This is a genomic window from Granulicella mallensis MP5ACTX8, from assembly GCF_000178955.2.
Lineage (GTDB): Bacteria > Acidobacteriota > Terriglobia > Terriglobales > Acidobacteriaceae > Granulicella > Granulicella mallensis.
On sequence record NC_016631.1, the window covers coordinates 3,466,949 to 3,485,939 of the forward strand.

Consider the following 18,991-nt stretch of genomic DNA (forward strand, 5'->3'; position numbering starts at 1 on the left):
GAACTGTTCCGCATATGGTTGAATCTTTAGTGTTTAACAGTTTTGCGCGGACGTGTAAGCCTTGCACGCTTGGTACGCTTTGCGCCGAGCGGCTCCGGGTTGCGGAGCCAGTCAGAATAGTCGGTGTTCATAGGATTTTCATTGGGAAGATTCACCGCCAGCAGATCGACCTTCATGCTGCGCTTCACCGTGTTTTCGAGGTGATCGCTGGCGCGGGCACGAGCTAACTCGGCATTGCCGGAACGAAGCGCACGGACGAGTTCCTGATGTTCGGCGACCAACTGCGGGCCGTAACTATCCATAACGATCACCAGATAGTAATAGCGCATGAGGCGGGTCTGCGCGTTGGTGACGATCTGGAGCAGGGACTGATTGCGGCTGGCAGCAGCGATGGAGATATGAAAGTTCTTATTCCATTCAAGAAACGTGTAGTAACTATTTCTCTCACCGACTTGATATTCGTACGTTGCCCAGCCGCTGATTTCCCTGATCTGCTCTGGGGTTGCACGCTCTGCAGCGAAAGCGGCAACCGCGGGTTCTACGACGGACTGAAGCTCACGCAGATTTCGGTACTCTTCGATCGTCAGTGGAGTGATGCTATAGCCGCGAAACGGGGTCATCTGCATCAGCGATTCGTCTTCGAGACGCCGGCAGGCCTCGCGAACGGGAGTGCGGCTTGCGGCGTAACGATCACACATCTCTAACTCCGAAATGGAGAGCCCGGGAGACAATTTGCAGGTAACGATATCCTGCTTCAGTTCCTTGTAGATGCGTTGTGCTTCCGTCATTGGAATGTACCAAGTGTATACAACAGAATCCATTCCGGGATGGTGATTGTTACAGTGTGCGAACCTATCCGTCGCGATCATTGTATGAGTAACTTTTGGGCACATACTATTTTTTTCTCGCCTCAGCACGCATAGTTTCCGGTGGCGTGACCGGCCCGTTGACAAGGTTTTCATACATAAGTGCGTAGGTGGCAATCCAATGAGTGCCGAGGTAACCGGCCGTGCCTATTTTTGTGTAACCTTCCTTGGCGGAGATGTTAGCGAATCTGCGGTAGACGGCAACACGTGGATCATCCTTCGGAAGGCCGTTGGCGATCATTTCGAAGTCAGCTGCGCGCTGATAGTTGAGGCCAACGAGATGCGCATTGGGCAGACCCTCCTCATCGGTGCCGGATCTGTCGAGATTGTCTCCGTGCATGGCATCGATCTCCTTCACGTAGCCCTGGAAGAGATCGGAATAGACCGGCGGAAGAAAGGTGTCGAGCCACTTGCTGTAGGCAGACGGATCAAGAATGCGTCCCATCAGCGCAGCCTCCGCAAGACAGGGCGATGCGAAGGTTCCAAAGACAGGTTCGGACTCCGTGGCGCAGTTCTGGTCGTTGCCGAAGAGGCGTAGCGCTGTGTCATGGATAACGGACTGGGTAGCCGTATCCCTGGTCTCCGTGGTGTAGTCGAGAACGAAGTTCATGTCGAGTGCAGTGTTGGGATGAAGTCCTACGCGGATGGGGTAATTGAGGCTGCGCAGATAAGTGATGTACTGCTCGGTCATCCACTTTGCGAGAGGCTCCAGGGTTGTGGCAACACGCTTCCCTTCAGGGTCGTCCCAGGTCTTGGCTTCTCCATAGAGCTTGAGTAGCCACGCATATCCGTAGGGCTTTTCGAAGTCGGCTTCGCGCCCTTTGAGGGCCTTGAAGTATGCAACCTCTCCATCGATATTGGATTTCTGAATATGAGTTTCGAGTTCGAGCCGAATCGCCGGCGCTACCTCAATGGTGGGGTCAGCCTTTATTAGCGACACCATCATCCAGGTCGAGTTGACCGCGGAGTGCCAATCCAGGCAGCCATAGAAGGCCCGATGCTTGTCGTAGTCTTCGAGGATCTGCTGCGCCCCCTGAGGCTGCCAGAGATAGGCCTGGCGCGTGTCGGTGGCTACGCCCAAACGGGGAGCATGCGGATGATCCTCGCAGCCTATAGGATTCGCAGCCAGGGCAAGCCGCTGCACTTCTCCGTATTCCGGAGGATTGACTGCGGGCAAGCTCTTCAGATAGTCCGCTATCTTCGCGGTATCACTGCGCTGGGCCAGCAGGGAGTGAACACCGGTGAAGCAGAGCAGGATCGATACCGTCCATAGTAAGCGCATAGGAGAGTCCTTTAGGTTGCTGATCGAGGATGGAGAGTTGGCATCATAGCGTTGCAGGTCTTACTTAGTCTGCTGCGGCGGCGTTGTCATGGTTCTTGGGCTTCTCAGGAGCGAGCGGCGCAGGTCCCTTCGCCGCGTTTTCATAGAGGAGAGCGTACGTAGCGAGCCAGTGCTGGCCCTCGTACCCCGCGTTGCCGAGGTCTTCGTATCCATGGGTTGCATTGATTGTGGCAAGGGTCTTGAAGACCGGCACGCGGGCGTCGTCCTGAGGCAAAGCATAGGAGATCAGGAGAAGATCGGTGGCGCGTTGAAAGTTCAAGGCAATCAAGTGAGACTTGTAATCCAGCTGAAGCTGCGCGTCGGCGCCTGTCGTGTTCGTATGGCTGGTATCGATCTTCTTGGTATATCCCTCGAAGAGCTTTGAGTAGACGGGGGGAAGAAAATCATCGAGCCATTTGAGGTAAGCCTGCTGGTCCATGACACGGCCCATCAAGGCCGCCTCCGTGAGGCAGGACGAGACGTCGTCAGAATTCTGGGGCTCCATGCCGGTGGGACAATCCTTATCCTTGCCAAAGAGACGAATGGCAGTAGCCTGGATTGCGGTCTTCATGGTTGTGTCTTCGGAGAGGTTTACTCCGTCAAGGGCAAGGCTCATTGCCCACGCCGTGTTGGCATCGGTTCCCACACGGAACGGGTATTTGAGATTGTAGAGATAGAAAACATAGCGTTCGGACATCCACTTGGCCAATGGCGCCAAGGCTGTCGCCATCTTTTTGGCTTCGGGTGAATCCGAAGCCTTCGTCTCGCCGTACAGCTTGAGCAACCAGGAGTATCCGTAGGGCTCCTCGAAGTTCGGCTCGGCAACGATAGCCATGGCGGCAGGTTTTGGCTGAGTAAAGAAGGCATACTCGCCGTCCATGTTGGTCTTACGGAAGTGAGTCGTCGCGATGTCCTTAATGGACCCTTCCAAAGGGAGCTTTGGATTCTGAATGAGCAACCGCATCAGCGTCCAGACAGAGCCGACGGCGTCATGCCAGTTTGAGCAGCCAAAGAAGGCGCGATTTCTGTCGTAGCTTTCGAGGAGCACGGGCATCTTTTCGTAGCCCCAGAGAAAGTAATCGTGCGTGCCAGTGTTCTCCTGCGGGTGATCGGAGCAACTGATGGCATAGGTTGCGAGGGTCTCTGTCCTCTGCTCGTCGAATACAGGCGACGTGACGGACGGAAGGGTCTTGGCATACTCGGCAACCCTTGCTGGATCGCTTTTCTGAGCCACAAGACTTGCAGAACCAGCAAGGCTAAGAATGAGGAGCCCACTTAGAATTCGCATGCATTTGTCCTTGGTGTGGGTGAGTACCGATAAGGTTGCGGGCCCGGAGGATAACATCCGGACCCACGTTCCATGACTATCTAAAAGCTGAACTGCGCTGCAAGCTCGCCGATCTGGACATTGTTGCCAGAGGTAGCTGCACCGAAGCTGTTGGTTGTGGGAGCGGTGTTGATGGTCAAGTTATTCTCAGTGCCGAAGAGATCGAATGCCTGGCCGACGATCTTCAACTGCAGAGAGTTGTGCTTGTATGCGATGACAGAGATATGGAGATCGAAGTCGTTATACCCCGTGGAGGCAATCGATTTCGGACCAAGGTTGGTAGAGAGACAGGAGCCAGTACCTGGAGCGACACCGCTTCGGCATGCCGACATGTAGGGATTGACATTAGCGTCAAGGTCGGCGCGGTAGGCATTGATCGCGGCATAGTTGATCCCGCGATTGCCCTGGTCTCGCGTGGTTCCAGGAACATACTGAGCCGTACCGTCGGCATTGGTATTTACCGGGAACATGTTTGGGCTGAGAGTAGAAGTGGTCACGCTGAATGGCAGGTTACTGCGGAGGCTGTAGATGCCGCCAACCTGGATGCGATACGGCAGATCGACAGAACCGCTGAGTACCAGCGCATTGCGTTGGTCGAATTGCGCGGGGCCCCAGTCCTCTCCAAGGTTGTTGTAGTTCGTGGGAGCCTGGTGCGGGTTGTTGTCATGAGACGAGCTAAGAGCATAGGAAGCGGTGTACATGTAACGATGGCTCAGTCTCTTGTCGAACTTGACGTAGAAGCCCTTGTACTCATTGGCCGAGGTGGAGGCATTCTGATTGATCTGATAGAAAGTGGGATCAGGTCTGGCGGTGTTGGCCGGATAGTTGGCCGGAATGTTGAGGTCATAAATCTTGTAGTCGCGCAGGCCGCGATTATAGAGACCATCGACAGAGAGGGAAAGATCCTTGCCGAGCTGGCGACTGTAGCCAAGAGAAAACTGATGCATATAGGGATTCTGCAGATACGGAGAAAGAGTAGCAACGGTCAGCGGCGTAGTCGAGCAATAGTCCGTGACGCTCAGTCCGTTATAGGGGTTGGGATAGGGCAGAACATGATTCGGTGGCGTGCCGGCAGGCGCAATGCCCGTCGTTAGCGAGATGTTGCAATTCTTGAAGTTAAGTTTTTCCGACTCCTGGAGCTCGGTCTGGATGAAGTTGTAATAGATGCCATAGCCCGCGCGGATTACATCATTCCCCTTCTTGAAGGGGTCCCACGACACGCCAACTCTTGGGCCAACGTTGTGATAGTCCCCGCGATCATGAGGATTTCCTTCGCCGGGAATCACGGGCTCAGTAGTGGTGTTCGGCGTATAGGTATCGAGGAACGAGGCGCCCCGCTGGAGATCGTAGCGGAGCCCCGCGTTGACAGTCAGGTTCGGCTTTACTCTCCAGCTATCTTCCACGAAATACGACTGCTGGGTCGAGGGCAGGTAGAAGATCTGCGGAATCGCATTCTGCGTGAATTGGTAAGGGTTGGAGAGCTTTGCCTCTGTGGCCGGAGTGTCATCAAAGGGCTGGTCGGTAAGGAAGGTGTAGGTTCCGTTCAAGTTGAGATCGTCGGAGTCGATGTAGGGGATGTAACTTACATCCGCACCGATCTTGATCGAATGCGCTCCCTTCTGGATGGTCAGGGAGTCGTTGACCTGCCAGCGAGACTCTACACCTACAGCGGCATAGTTATGCCCAAAGGAGAGGCTGGGAAAGTCATAGGCCAGCGATACATTCTGGCTATAGATCGGATTCGCAAGCTGTTCTGGCTTGGTCGGAATGGGCGTATTGTAGGGACCGAGCTCGTAGGAGATGTAGGCGTATTGAAAACGAGCCTCGTTCACCATATTGGGTTTTGGCTCCCATGTATGCCCGACCACATAGGCCTTGCGCGGAAACTCGCCATCGTAGCAATAGGCTGTGGTCTGTCCACCGCATCCATTCGCCGTGGACAACTGCCACTCTTGCGAATAGCGGAAGAATAGTTGCTGATTCGGCTTGAGGTCATCGTCGACACGAACGGTGAGGAGTTGATCGTGGCTCGGATGCTGGAAGGTTCCGAGGAGCGATGCATAGTCCGCCGCGGCGGCACTGCCAGCTGGCTCGAACAACGTCCAGGAGGTGGTGGCCTGCGTGCGCTCAAAGGCCCCGTAGTAGTGGATCCGATCCTTTAGGATCGGACCACCTATAGAGCCGCCCCACTGATTGCGCTTGTAGAGGGGAGAACCGGTATGCTCGGCCAACTCGGTGGCTTTATCGAACGAAGTGTCGGCGGTGAGAGCGGTGTCGCGATAATACTCGAAGACATCGCCGTGAATCTTGTTGGTGCCGCTCTTGGAAACGACCGTTGTGAAACCGCCCATCGCCCAGCCAAGATCGGCAGGCATGGAGGCGGTATACGTCTTGAACTCAGCCACGGAATCTTCTGGAATGTTCTGGCGCGGATCGCCTTCTTCGGTCTGCTGGTTGGACACACCGTCCCAGTAGAAGCCGTTGGCGTAGTAGTACACACCGCCTCCTGATTGCACGTTGCTATAGAAGCTGCGCGAAGCAGCCTGCGTAGTGCCCGGCGTCAGCAGCGCAAGAGCGAGATACTGCCGGTTTTGAATGGGAAGGTCTTCGATCTGAGCCTGCTCGACGACACCACCCACGTCATAGGAGGTTGTGTCCACCGCCGGCACGGCACTTTGAACCGTGATGCTCTGCGTGGCGTTACCTGCCTGCAATGTGACGTTTTGATTCACGTGATTATCCAGCTGGATGACGAGACCATTGATGGTCTCGGGCGAGAATGTGGGCGCGGTGATGGTAAGTGAGTAATGGCCGGGAGCCACGGTGGGAATACTGTAACGTCCATCCGACGCTGTGGTAACAGTGCGTTTCTCTCCGTTGTCCGTGTTCGTCAGGACTACCTGGGCTTTGACCACGATGGACCCAGATACGTCCGTGACTACCCCCTGAACGTCCGCCTGCCCGGACTGCGCGTGCATCGCGACAGCACCATTCAGGCAAAAAACGAGAGCGAGTGCGACAAGAATACCTCTGCGTAACTTCAGGACGGTCATGCTACCTCCAAAAGATATGAGTAGGACTTCGCTACGAATCCGAGAGGAGTCGCATTAGGTTTTATTTATTGGCGGGGCCGTAGCCGAGACGGCATACACGGTTTATATGCGTGATTCATTTTCTTGTCAAGAATTTTCTGCAAAATTGTTTTACATCACAAAATGACATATTTAAAGGACTTTTATTGATCTTCCTTGAAACTTTGCTCTGCACAAAGGCAGCCATCTCCCATCTTGTATACAACTTGTGTTTTTTGGGGTTATCAATTGGCAACAACTTATTGATGGGGTTTGACTTGCGCGAGACAACAGAGGAGCGCTCGGCGATGATTTCAGGCCAGCTGTACGCACGCAGCTGGGCTAAGGTTATGAGATGGGTGCGGCTTCAAAAGTGCGGAAGATCCGGACTGGATATCTCGGCCTTTCTGGGGCGACCCTCCCTCGACGATCAGCCAGCAGACTTTTCGCTGCAAACGCCAATGTCGAACAGTACGGCTATGCCTGGCATCATTGCGGTTGGCGACAGATCCAACATCCATGCCGGGCTGATCTGCGCTACTACCTCGAGAAGCTCATCCCTGCGATGGTCACGGATCTTGCAGATCTCGTAGAAGTGCCAGGGTGAAAGTACAGGCAGGAAACGTCCTTCTTGAATCGCTGCTACGACGGCATCAAGCCAGTCCCGTCGACCGGAAAGATAGATTAGGACGTTCTGATCAAGGTGTCGTCATCGCCGACGACACCTTGACTGCGGATAGACCGCATCTTGGCGTTGCTCTGAGGTGGGATATTGAAGCGCAGCGACAACGAAACGGTTACCCGCGACGATCTGGTCTATCAAAGATCTCCACGGGCAACATTCTGGGACCCGACCGCTGTCTGAAGATCGTATTCGGCCTATGCTTCTGCAGTTTGCGATTCAAGCACATCAGCAAAGGTAGCAACTCCGTCCTTGCGCCGCACTTCGGCGTCCTTCAACACCGTTGGGCTTTAGAGAGCATTACCTGCACCGCATCAACCTGTCCTATCGCGTTCAGGAACCGATAGTAGATAACTGTCGCGGCAATCGAAAAGTGAAATTGCACACCAGAACCTGCTCAATGAATATTCCGCTCGTTCACCGTTTCGAATAGCTTGTGATTGTCACGATAGTCGACAGGAACACCGATGAGCACAGGACCAGGGATATCAAAGGCTTCTTTGAGAACAGGCGCGACTTGATCGGGCGACTGAATCATCAGACCACGGGCACCAAACGCCTCTGCATACTTAACAGGATCGAGTGGGCCGAAGTCTGTTCCAGAGGACCGGCCATACTTTTGCTCTTCCTGAATAGCGACCATATTGTATGTTCCGTCAATCCAGATCATGTGAACGAGATTGGATTTTAGCCTCACTGCCGTTTCAAGCTCCATTCCCGAGAAGAGGAAGCCTCCATCACCAGAGATAGACACGACTTTCTCGGATGGACGTACCAGGGTCGCGGCGATCCCCCACGGAAGCGCAACACCAAGAGTCTGCTGGCCGTTGCTGATAAGAACTTGTCGTGCTCGGAAGCTATAGAGGTGGCGCGCCATCCATAGGTGGAAGGAACCCATATCAAGGCAAAGTGTCGTATCCGGGGTAAGAATCTTTTGCAGCTCCGAGACAAGTCGAAGGGGGTGGACAGGCGTTCCATTCAGTTCGGCCGACTCGCGCGCCAGTTGCTCACGATCCTGCGCGATCTTCGCCAATAATGCCGACATTTTGGCGTCTGGCGTCATGTGCTTGATAAGCAGAGTCAACTGACGAATCGTTGCTGCAAGATCGCCTATCAGCTCGACGGCCGGGCAATAGGAATTATCGATGTCGGCTGGTAGAGCATCGAGATGGATGAGAATGCGGCGCTGCCCCCTATTCCAGAGGGACGGCCAATATTCCACCGGGTCATAACCAATGGTGACCACTAAATCTCCCGCTTCGAGAATCTTGTCCGCAGGCTGGTTATTGATCTGTCCAACGCGGCCTCCAAAATTACTAAACAACTCGGCGGAGATAGCACCCGCAGCCTGAAATGTTCCGACGACGGGAAGTTTGCCGCTTGCGACCAGCTCGTGCACAGCTTCAGCATTCTCCGGCTTACTGGCCAGCAGACCAAGCAGAATGACCGGACGCTTCGCTTGATTGATAAGACGGGCCGCCTCTTGAATAGCAGCTTCAGCGGCCGGACCGACTCCCGAGTGTGACGGCGAGGTCAGGACCTCGCATTTTGCCGGGGAGATCATAATGTCCATCGGCAAGCTTACAAAGGCTGCTCCCGGCCGGTCCGATTCGGCACTACGAAACGCGTTTGCCATGACCTCGCCAACCGATTCGGGCGAATCGGCCTCCACGCTGTACTTTGTGACCGCCCGCATTAGGCTTACCGAATCCATCGACTGATGAATCTTCTTCAGCCGGTCAGCAAGAGGCACCGCTCCTCCAAGGGCTACCACCGGATCTCCTTCGGTATTGGCCGTCGCCAGCCCCGTCGTCAGATTCGAGACTCCCGGACCCGAAGTTGCGATAGCGACCCCGGCCTTACCGGTCATACGCCCGATCCCACCGGCAATGAAGGCCGCATTTTGCTCGTGACGGCACACGACAGTCTGGATTTGAGAATCGACCAATGTATTGAAGACCTTGTCGATCTTGGCTCCAGGAACACCGAAGACCCATTTGACTCCTTGCTGCTCGAGGGTCCTGACTACGACATCAGCACCGCTGAGCGGTGCTTCCTTCTTTTCTACGGCCATTAGGCGTCTCCCTTTTTGTGGGCTTGTTCTGCGTAAGCGAGGTCCTTCGATGGATCTTTTGTGAGGTCGGCTCGCAGGAATTCCTCGGACTCAGGAAGACTAAGGTGAAAATCAGCCAGCCGCTCTACACGCACGCGAAGATTTTTGCCGCTGCACTCCAGCAGATGACCACCTTGCGTCCTATCATCCGAGAGAAAGTGGAAGTGGTAGCCGGCGATATTAAGGGAACGGGAATACTCCGGTGCCCATATCCCCACGAGCGTCCCATCGATGTCGTGAAAATCGAACTCGGGTTGAATGGCCGCCGCCTGCGCAAGAGGGAGACCGTCCAGAGTAGCTTTCATCGCTCTCGTATGAATATGGTCGAAATGCCCGTCGACACGAACTGCATAAAAGAGATTCGCAGAATCACGATATTTGTCACATAGACTCCGGAGATCCTCAAAGCTGCTTGCCTTAGCGATGGTCTCGTCTTGATCGGCGACGAACCGAACAACAACAGCGAATGGCGTGCCGGTATCGTCCTGGATGTTTGTCACTGTACCGTTGCTGCGTACCTGATAGATGGCACCATCGAGGACCACCATCTCTCCGTCCAGATTATCGAAGGTCCCGATTCCGAAGTCCCCGTAATTCAGCAGGAGGCTCGAAGACACGGCTTTCTCATAGATCCCCTCGACAAGTGCCCCCGAAGTGGAAATCTGAAAGAGCGTATGCACCGGCATCTCAAGCGCCCTTGCGAGTGCGTTGGACACGATACGATCGATCGACTCCCCTGTGGCTTTGGACCGCTCACGAAGTGCTACCTGAAGGTGTTCCGATATTTCACAATTGAGTTTGGCCATATGGGGTCTCCGGGCAGGGTTCAGGCGATCGTGTTCTCTGTGGCAACGGATTTGCGGTGAGCTTTGAAGATGTAAAACAGCAGGTAGAGAGACGGGAAAAGGATGGCCCCTCCCAGGGAGCATGCGATTTCAATATCGACCAGGATATTGGTCGGAGCCGAGGCTGTCGCAATCGTAAGGTTTGGCCTGACTAGAAATGGAAATTGCGCTACCCCCCAACCCAAAATAATCAGCCCGACCTGAATTGCTGCTGCGATTCTTGCTCGTCGATAACGCCTCATCCAGAGTCCCTGAAATGCCACTAGCGACGCCATGGCAGCGACGACCTCGACGAGCCAAACGTATGGCGCGCGCGACAAGCCGTCTCGGATCTCCTGGGCAAAGGTGCCCGCCGCCGCATACGTAGCGAAAGCAGTGAGAAGAGAGACGAATCCTGTAAACAGAGCTCGACGGCGGAAGTCTTCCTGAAGCAGAGGGTCTTCTGCCTCAAGCGTGAGATAGCAGGCCGAAAGATAGGCAAAGAGGGACAACGAGAGCACACCTACAAGCAGAGGAAAAGGATGAAGCCAGGTATCGAGCCAGCCGTGATCCGGAACGCCATTCGTGACGACCACGGAATCACTCGATATTGCACCGATGACGATTCCCAGAAAGAGCGGCGTAACACAACTGGAAATCGAAAAAACTTTACCCCAATAGAGCTGTGTCCGGATACTACCTGTGAAGTAGGCACGAAAAACATAAGAAGAGCCGCGCAGAATGATGCCCAGCAGGATCAAAAATAGTGGGACAGCAAGTCCAACGCAGATCGTGCTGAATGCCGATGGGAATCCGGTAAACATGAGAACGATCACGAGGATGAGCCAGACATGGTTTGTCTCCCAGATAGGCTCGATTGCATTCTCGATGAGTTCCCTTTGTTGCCGTGCCCGAGGTCCCGAACAGACCAGATCCCAGAAGCCGGCTCCAAAGTCGGCACCCGCAAGAAGACAATAGAGAACGACCGCGACGAGCATGACACCAGTGAGCACGATCTGGGGATTCATACGAGTACTCCTGGACCGTCGAGTTGTTTCCTGTCGGGCTGTGCGATCACGTGTTTACCGAGAAGCCAAACCACAATGACTCCCAGAAGCAGATACACGAACGTCATGATGCTGAACACAACAGCAATGTTGGGAGTTGAGGTCACGGCGTCTTTTGTGCGCATCAAGTGATAGATAATCCAGGGCTGCCGTCCGATCTCCGTCACCATCCAACCGGCTTCCAGGGCTACAAACCCGAGCGGACTAACGAGTATCAAAGCCTTGAGAAATAGTTTTTGTTTGCTCAGCGGACCTCTCTTCCATGCAAGCCATGCAGCTACCAGGGCAAAGAGTGAGAGAAGGCTTCCGCATCCGACCATGATCTGAAAGGAGACGTGAACGATCCTGACGTTTGGCCAGTCGGCCTCAGGCTCCTGGTCGAGCCCCCGTATGCGCGCATGTGGATCGTGAAAGGCAAGGAGACTCAGACCGTCGGGGATCTCAATTGCATACTTTGTCTCGCGCTGATCAGGAAATGGGAGGCCACCGATGCGTAAAGGTGCGCTAGTCTCCGTCTTGAACTGTCCCTCAAGGCTCGCGAGCTTCATCGGTTGCTTCTGAGCCACCATGCGAGCAAGTGCATCACCGCTGATACCCTGCACGAGAACCGCGCAGCCGCCAACGGTTAATGCGATCCCAATTGCCACCTCATCAAACCGGTTCCGGCCCCGGCGCAGGAGTAAGAATCCATGTATCCCCGCAGTAGCAAATCCCGCTGCCGTATAAGCAGCCAGAACCATATGCACGGCTTCGGGGATGCCGGCAGGATTCAACATGGCGGCAAGGGGATGAATATTCTGGAACTTGCCATTCACGATGTCGAAGCCGGTTGGGGTATTCATCCAACCGTTGACCAGGGTCACAAAAATGGCCGAAACGAGCCCACTCAGGGAAACGACCACTCCAGCAAAGAGATGGAGCCAGCCGGGCACGCGATTCCATCCGTAGAGATAAATACCGAGGAAGATGGCTTCAGTAAAGAACGCAAAACCTTCCAGCGAGAAAGGCATGCCCACTACCGGCCCTGCATACTGCATAAAACGCGGCCACAACAAGCCAAGTTCAAACGACAGAACGGTACCGGAGATCGCCCCGACGGCGAAGAGGATGGTGGTCCCCTTCGCCCATCGCTTGGCAAGAAAGAGATACGCTGGATCGCCGGTAGATCGCCAACGCCACTCGGCGATGGTCATCATCAAAGGCAGGGATACGCCAATGACCGCAAAGATGATATGGAAGCCGAGCGACATCCCCATCTGGGAGCGAGCTGCAAGAAGATTATCCATGAAAACGCTCACCCCTTCAGGCGATGCTGGTTGCGCCTTCAGTTGCAGGACGCGTTAGCTCCTCAAGCAGGAAGATCACCGATCGATAGTCCTTGCCCGTCGCCAGATTCATCCCCAGTTCACAGGTTCGATTGCTGCAGATGTGCTGCTCGAATTCCTGATCCCCAATCTCGTGCACCTCTTCGGAGGTTGCGGATTTCGTCAGTTCCGGATGGAGGAATCCACGGTCTCCAGCGAAGGCGCAGCAGGTGGCATAGATGGGCGTGACGGCTTTCTTAGCCAATGCCTCTCCAACGTGCTGCAGTTGATCGACCAGCCCGAGATGGTGGAGAGCACAGACCGGATGAAGGACTGCCGACTCTACCTGATGGTGCACAGTCAGTTTTGGCAGAAGATAGTCATGAGCCCATGCCACCGAATCGAGAAGCTTGAGCTGTTTGTGGCGCTCTGCATTCTGCAATGTGAGGTACGACACAATCTCGCTCGTGATTCCGAACGTGCAGGAACTGGCGTCGCATACGACAGGAATCTTGCCTCCGTCACTCCACTCCCACATCTTCTCGACGACCAGATTTGCCATGTACTTGTTTCCATCCGCATATCCCTTCGAGTGCCAGACGGTTGCACAGCAAGTGCCGGCGAGATCGTCCGGAATCCAGAGCGGCATGCCCGCGCGAGCAGAGACCGCCACCATCGCATCCGCTATGTTCGGCCCATGCGCTTCGTCGGAACTGGCAAAGATTCGGTTGACGCAGGCGTGGAAGTAAACGGCCGCAGCATTTTCGCGTGAGGTTGGCGGAACCTTTGGAATCGCGGCTGGAGGAATGACCGGCAGCCATCCCGGCATCAGATCCTTGCTCACGACCGAGCGAGCGATCCTCAGGGCGCTCTCAGCTACCAGTGAACCTCCATATACGCTGGTAGCGATGTGGTTAAGAGTAAGAGCTGTTCTTGCTCCCACCTCTGCAAAGCCCCAGTTCTCGGCGATTTTCCCTGCAACATACTCTTCAGTTTTGTTGTGCTCTTCATGACGGAACCTCTTCATCAACATCCCAGTGTTGATTCCGACCGGACAGGCTAGCGCGCAGCTGCCATCGCCCGCACAGGTCTCGATTGCGTCATACTCGTATTGCTTCATGAGCGCTTCCGTGACGATGGAACCAACGGGCTGGCGAAGCATCTCTCGACGAAGAACGATGCGCTGCCGCGGTGTTGTAGTGATATGACGACTTGGGCAGACCGACTCACAATATCCGCACTCAATGCAGCGATCGACTTCCTCTTCCACCGTTGGCACGGTGTGGAGGTGACGTAGATGCGCTTTGGTGTCTCGGGTCAACATCACATCGGGAGAGAGCATCAGCTTCGGATCGGCCAGCTTCTTGAGCCGCCACATCATCTCAGTGAGCTTCAGACCCCACTCATGCTCGACGAAGGGCGCGATATTGCGGCCGGTCCCGTGTTCTGCCTTGAGCGATCCATCGTATTTGTCGACGACGAGTTCAACAACACCTCGAAGGAACCCGTCGAAGCGCTGTACGTCTGCTTCCGTGTTGAGGGATGGAGTGATAAGGAAATGTAGATTGCCAGCTGAAGCATGACCAAAAACAACCCCGTCATAACCATGCTTCGGGAACAGCTTCTGAAGGTCCAGCGCACCATCCGCTAGTTTGTCAGGCGGGAAACAGACGTCTTCAAGAATCAGCGACGTGCCACTCGGGCGCGCGCCACCGATTGAGGGAAGCAGTCCGCTACGAATCGTCCAGTACTGAGCGGCCAGGTGTGCGTCTCTCGTAAACTCGGCCGGCTCGAGGAGTGTGAGCCCATTCAGTACCGACTGTGCAGCTTTGGCGGCTTCCCCAAGCTTCTCCGGTGTCGGTTCCCGAAACTCTACCAGCAGCGCCGTAGCTTCGGCCGGGAGTGTCTTCCAGCGATCCGGAACACCCGGCTTTCCTTCAACTGCCCGCAGGCTGCCACGGTCCGACAACTCAGCAGCCGCGGCGCCATGAGCGATGAAAGGGGCAACTGCGGCGCAGGCCGAATGCATATCGGGAAAGACGAGGAAGGCGGTCAGGCGATACTTATCATCCAGAACGGTCTCGAAGACCCCCTCTGAAATGAAGGCGAGGGTGCCTTCTGAACCGACGAGCAGCTTGCGGAAGATCCCCAGGGGAGTCGACTCATCGAGAAACGCTCCCATGTGGTAACCCGTTGTGTTCTTGATGCTGTACTTCTTCTTGAGGCGTGCTACTAGCGCAGCATCCTTCTCGATGTCACTCTTAATCTCAAGAAGACCGGCAGCCAATGCAGGCTCCGCAAGATTGAATTGATTCTCAGCATCGGGATCGGCTGTGTTGATGAAAGTGCCGGACGGAAGCAGAAACGAAACGGATTCGAGCGTTTTATAGGAGTTCTCCACCGTGCCACAACACATTCCGCTGGCATTGTTGGCAATGACTCCGCCTACGGTCGCGACGCCTGAACTGGCAGGGTCAGGTCCGAGCCGATATCCATAGGGATGGAGAGCCAGGTTCGCTCGAAACATCACAGTTCCCGGTCTAACCCGAAGACGTTTTCCGCCATCCTCAACGGATGCTCCCGCCCAGTGCTTTCTTGCGTCAATGAGAATCCCATTTCCCTGCGACTGGCCGCTGAGACTCGATCCGGCGGACCGAATCGTAACCGGAAGCCCCTTCTCCTGCGCGTAGGCAAAGATCTTGTTCACCTCTTCGACTGTGCGTGGAGACACAACAACCTTGGGGAACATGCGGTAGGGACTTGCATCGGTCGCGTACTTCACGAGGTCGATGAGGCGTGAATGCACCTGCTCTTCGCCGATAAGTTCCGCGAGATCATCACGAAGCCACAACGGGCTGCCTAGAGCAAGTTCTTCTGGAGCCCGATCGTGGGTAGGCTTGTGTTCAACAGGCGTAATGCGCTCGGTATCGGGCTGCAAAAGAGGAAGAAGCATCGGACAATCTCCTGAAATTCGTTAGCCAGACGGCATAAGGGTAGAAACATGCAATGAATCAGACTATGGAATCAGCAGTGCTTGTTCCCCGGCGCTGGAGAGTACCTACTGCCGGAGCTGCTGAAACAGCCCGTTCTATGCTCGGTACGCTCTCCCAAGCCGTCGCCACCTCTATCGATCGAAGATCGGTATCAGGCAACGAAATCATCCTAACTACCGATTACAAGCCCGTAAATCATATGTTTCTATTAGCCCCACGGACGGACGCGTTTCGAGCCTAATACTGTGGAGGACACTGTACGTCGTCATAAGAAACAACTCCTGGGAATAAAGGGCGAGATCTGCCTGCGATCATCGCAGCAACGAGAACGTGTACGCTCTCGCCAACTGGACAGCATAAACATGGCAGCAGAGAATTACTGACATAAATGCTTATTCATACGATTTAGATGGGGTCTAACTCATCCAGATGCCAGACCGTTTTCGGAAACCGTTCGACGGGAAAGAACTCCTGCCCGCGGTTGCAGCCACACTTCAAGGAGTCGAGAACTGAGTTGCTTCTTCAAAGATCGAGCCGAAAGAGTCGCGCCGAAGCGACTCTAATAGAAACATATGATAGCCAGCCCGCTGCGCTCCTCTTACGATCATGGTGCTAACCAATGTAGCGCGCCATAGGAGGGCGAGGATCGAACATGTCAAAGCGGGCCATCATTGTTCCGATCCTGGTGCTCGGCATGGCCGCGGCTCTATTTTTCGGTATCCGCAGCCAATGGGTACGAGAAGAAGTAGGTTCTGGGGAGCAACGAACCGATGATGCGTATGTGAAAGCATTCCAGACTCCCCTAAGTACTCGCATCAGCGGTAGCGTGAAGCGCGTGGCAGCACGCGACTATCAACCAGCTAAGGCCGGCGAGCTTGTGGTTGAACTGGAAGACGCCGACTATCAGGCCGTTCTGAAGGAATCGCAAGCGGCTCTCGAGGCAGCACAGGCGGAATATTCTGCGAATCAAGATGCCAAACGAGCGGCGGACGCAAGCATTGAAGCCGCACAGGCCGGAATCGAACAGGCTCAGGCATCTGCCGACGCTGCCCAGGCGAGTATCGATGCGACCGGGGCAAGCCTGGCGCAGGCCCAATCGGAATTCGATCGCCATCAAGGCCTTTTGGAAACGAAGGCGGCAACCAGACAACAGTTTGAGCAAGCACAATCGGCAAGATTAAACTTTGTTGCAGGCCTTTCGGGTAAAAAGGCCGATCTGGCTCGGGCGCAGGCAGCCGTTAAGGCGTCCGAAGCCGGGTTATCGAGCGCAAAGCAGCAGCGTGTCTCTCTCAACGCTAAGGATCAAGGATTACTGGCCCAGATCGAGGCGAAGAAGGCCGCAATCGTTGTAGCCCAGGTGAATGTGGGCTACACCAAGATATTCTCGCCGGCAGACGGCTCTCTTGGTGAATTCCGAGTTCACCCTGGACAACTTGTAGGAGCAGGCCAACAGATTGTGGATCTGGTCCAAAGCGAAATCTGGATTGAGGCTAACTTTCGAGAGACTCAACTCGGCTACGCCAAGTCGGGTGACCCCGCAGATATCAGGATCGATGCACTTCCCTCCAAGGTTTTTCATGGACATATCCTTGAGATTGCACCAGCGAGTGGTTCCCAATTCGCGCTTCTTCCCCCCGATAATGCAACGGGAAACTTCACAAAAGTAATTCAGCGCGTACCGGTCAAGATCAGCCTTGATCAAGATCCATCTCTGACACAGTTGCGACCAGGATTTTCTGCAGAGGTTGTCATCCACCCATCGAGCGGTACAGCGAGGTAGGTCTGCCGATGTCGGATACTGCGCAAACAACCGGTACCGTCCGAACCTATCAGCCAATTCTCGGAGTGGGCGCGGTTCTGCTCGGAGCAGCCCTTGCCACCTTTCTTGGCCGCCTGTTAAGCGTTGGCGCCGGAGACCTGCGGGGTGCTCTTGGATTGGATTTCGATTCTGCTTCCTGGATAGGAACGACCTACAACATGGGGATGATGTTCATCGGTCCCTTCTCCGTGTTCCTTGGAGGACTACTGGGGCCACGCAGAGTTCTGATTGCCTGCGCCGGCATCTTCACATTGTTGTGCATCGTAGCCCCATTTGTGAGCCACTTCCCTCTTCTGCTGGCGGTGCTGGCCCTGGCTGGATTGACCGCAGGCACCTTTTATCCCCTGAGCCTGTCTTTCATCCTTCGCAATCTCCCCCAACGATACGCACTATATGGCATCGGCGCTTACGCATTCGATATCGTCGTAACAACGCATGTCGCCCACTCCTGGGAAGGGTGGATCATGCGGACATTGTCCTGGCGCTGGATCTTTTGGACAGATGCATTGCTGACGCCAGTGATGATCCTGCTCGTATTGTTTGGCATCGCACCACAGCCTCTTCCAAAGCCGAAGGACGGACAGGCACCTCCAAGCTGGAGAGGCTTCCTGTATGCCAGTGTAGGAGCCGCATTGCTCTATGGAGCGTTGGACCAGGGACAGCGAATGGACTGGTGGCGCTCCACGACCTTCGTCGCAATGGTGATTACGGGCATATTTCTTGTCCTCTGTGCGCTCATCCGTCATTTCATACGCCCCAACCCACTGATCAACTACCCCTTTCTTCGCCGACGTAACACCATCCTCCTGGCGTTCGTTCTGATCTTCTTTCGCTTTTCTCTTCTCTCGACTGTACTGGTGGTGCCAACCTATCTTGGGAATATTCAGGGCTATAACGCGGATCAGATCGGTCCCGTACTTTTGTGGCTAGCTATTCCAGAGGTTCTGGCAGGATTTCTCGCTGTTTTTCTTCTCGCACGAATCGATACCCGAATCATCCTTGGGAGCGGGTTTGCCCTCATGGGCCTCGGATGCCTCATGAATGCAAGTCTCACGTCGGCATGGTCAGGAACCAACTTTCAGCTAAGCCAATTGGTGCTCTCGCTGGGAGAAGGACTGGCGTTTAATGGCCTGGTCGGAGTTTTGATTCTCGATATTCTGAACTCAGGCGCGATGAGCAGAGGGATAGACCTTCTCACGTTCTCGGGCTTTTTCCAAACGATCAGACTCCTCGGGGGCGAGGTTGGATCGGCATATATGCAGCACTTCCTGCAAGTCCGCGAACAATTCCATTCGAATACGATTGGCTTGCATGTGCAACGAGGCGCTGCGGATAGCACTCAGCGCCTCCAGGGCCTCACTCTCGGGATGCGGGCGCAGGCTACTGGGCCAGACCAGGCTGGAGGCCGTGCCTTTGAGCTGCTCGGACTGACGATTCGGAAGCAGGCTTTCACTCTCGCCACAACGGATTGCTTTCTTCTACTGGCCTGTGCGGCTGTTGTGTGTATGGTGATTGTCTCGGCTATCAGCTCTCACAAGCTTCAATACAAGGCCCTTCTTGCATCGGCGAAAGGACAGAACGCATAGATGCTATCCAGAACAAAA

General features: G+C 54.9%; 11 protein-coding genes. 2 read left to right on the top strand and 9 right to left on the bottom strand.

The window, feature by feature from the left end:
* Nucleotides 1-26: 26 nt before the first annotated feature.
* From ACIX8_RS14045 to ACIX8_RS14090, 9 genes are all read right to left on the bottom strand, one after another.
* Complete coding sequence (locus ACIX8_RS14045; RefSeq protein WP_044176767.1) at nucleotides 27-788, bottom strand: GntR family transcriptional regulator; 762 nt, start codon at nucleotides 786-788, stop codon at nucleotides 27-29.
* A gap of 106 nt (nucleotides 789-894) precedes the next feature.
* Complete coding sequence (locus ACIX8_RS24615) at nucleotides 895-2,148, bottom strand: DUF2891 family protein (protein ID WP_014266006.1); 1,254 nt, start codon at nucleotides 2,146-2,148, stop codon at nucleotides 895-897.
* 64 nt (nucleotides 2,149-2,212) lie between these two features.
* A complete protein-coding gene (locus ACIX8_RS14055; protein WP_014266007.1) occupies nucleotides 2,213-3,475 on the bottom strand; it encodes a DUF2891 family protein in 1,263 nt (420 codons plus the stop codon).
* 80 nt (nucleotides 3,476-3,555) lie between these two features.
* A complete protein-coding gene (locus ACIX8_RS14060) occupies nucleotides 3,556-6,567 on the bottom strand; it encodes a TonB-dependent receptor (RefSeq protein WP_014266008.1) in 3,012 nt (1,003 codons plus the stop codon).
* A 1,097-nt stretch (nucleotides 6,568-7,664) separates the two neighbouring features.
* Nucleotides 7,665-9,341: an acetolactate synthase AlsS gene (gene alsS, locus ACIX8_RS14070; protein WP_014266010.1), complete on the bottom strand. Its 1,677-nt coding sequence runs from the start codon at nucleotides 9,339-9,341 to the stop codon at nucleotides 7,665-7,667.
* On the bottom strand, nucleotides 9,341-10,186 hold the full coding sequence (gene budA / locus ACIX8_RS14075) for an acetolactate decarboxylase (protein WP_014266011.1): 846 nt from the start codon (nucleotides 10,184-10,186) through the stop codon (nucleotides 9,341-9,343). The genes alsS and budA overlap by 1 nt, the downstream gene beginning before the upstream one ends.
* Nucleotides 10,187-10,206: 20 nt before the next feature.
* Nucleotides 10,207-11,232 carry a cytochrome d ubiquinol oxidase subunit II gene (locus tag ACIX8_RS14080; RefSeq protein WP_014266012.1) on the bottom strand — a complete coding sequence of 342 codons (1,026 nt, stop codon included), beginning with the start codon at nucleotides 11,230-11,232 and terminating at the stop codon, nucleotides 10,207-10,209.
* Nucleotides 11,229-12,557 (bottom strand): cytochrome ubiquinol oxidase subunit I, encoded by a 1,329-nt coding sequence (locus ACIX8_RS14085; RefSeq protein ID WP_014266013.1) that lies wholly within the window; start codon nucleotides 12,555-12,557, stop codon nucleotides 11,229-11,231. Before ACIX8_RS14085 ends, ACIX8_RS14080 begins: the two co-directional genes overlap by 4 nt.
* Before the next feature lie 16 nt (nucleotides 12,558-12,573).
* Nucleotides 12,574-15,528: an FAD-binding and (Fe-S)-binding domain-containing protein gene (locus ACIX8_RS14090; RefSeq protein ID WP_014266014.1), complete on the bottom strand. Its 2,955-nt coding sequence runs from the start codon at nucleotides 15,526-15,528 to the stop codon at nucleotides 12,574-12,576.
* Nucleotides 15,529-16,220: 692 nt separating this feature from the next.
* On the opposite strand from ACIX8_RS14090, the gene ACIX8_RS14095 reads away from it, so the two are divergent.
* Nucleotides 16,221-17,348, top strand: coding sequence for an HlyD family secretion protein (locus ACIX8_RS14095; RefSeq protein ID WP_014266015.1), 1,128 nt, complete (start codon nucleotides 16,221-16,223; stop codon nucleotides 17,346-17,348).
* A gap of 8 nt (nucleotides 17,349-17,356) precedes the next feature.
* Nucleotides 17,357-18,973, top strand: a complete 1,617-nt coding sequence (locus tag ACIX8_RS14100; RefSeq protein WP_014266016.1) for an MFS transporter — start codon at nucleotides 17,357-17,359, stop codon at nucleotides 18,971-18,973.
* Nucleotides 18,974-18,991: the final 18 nt, after the last annotated feature.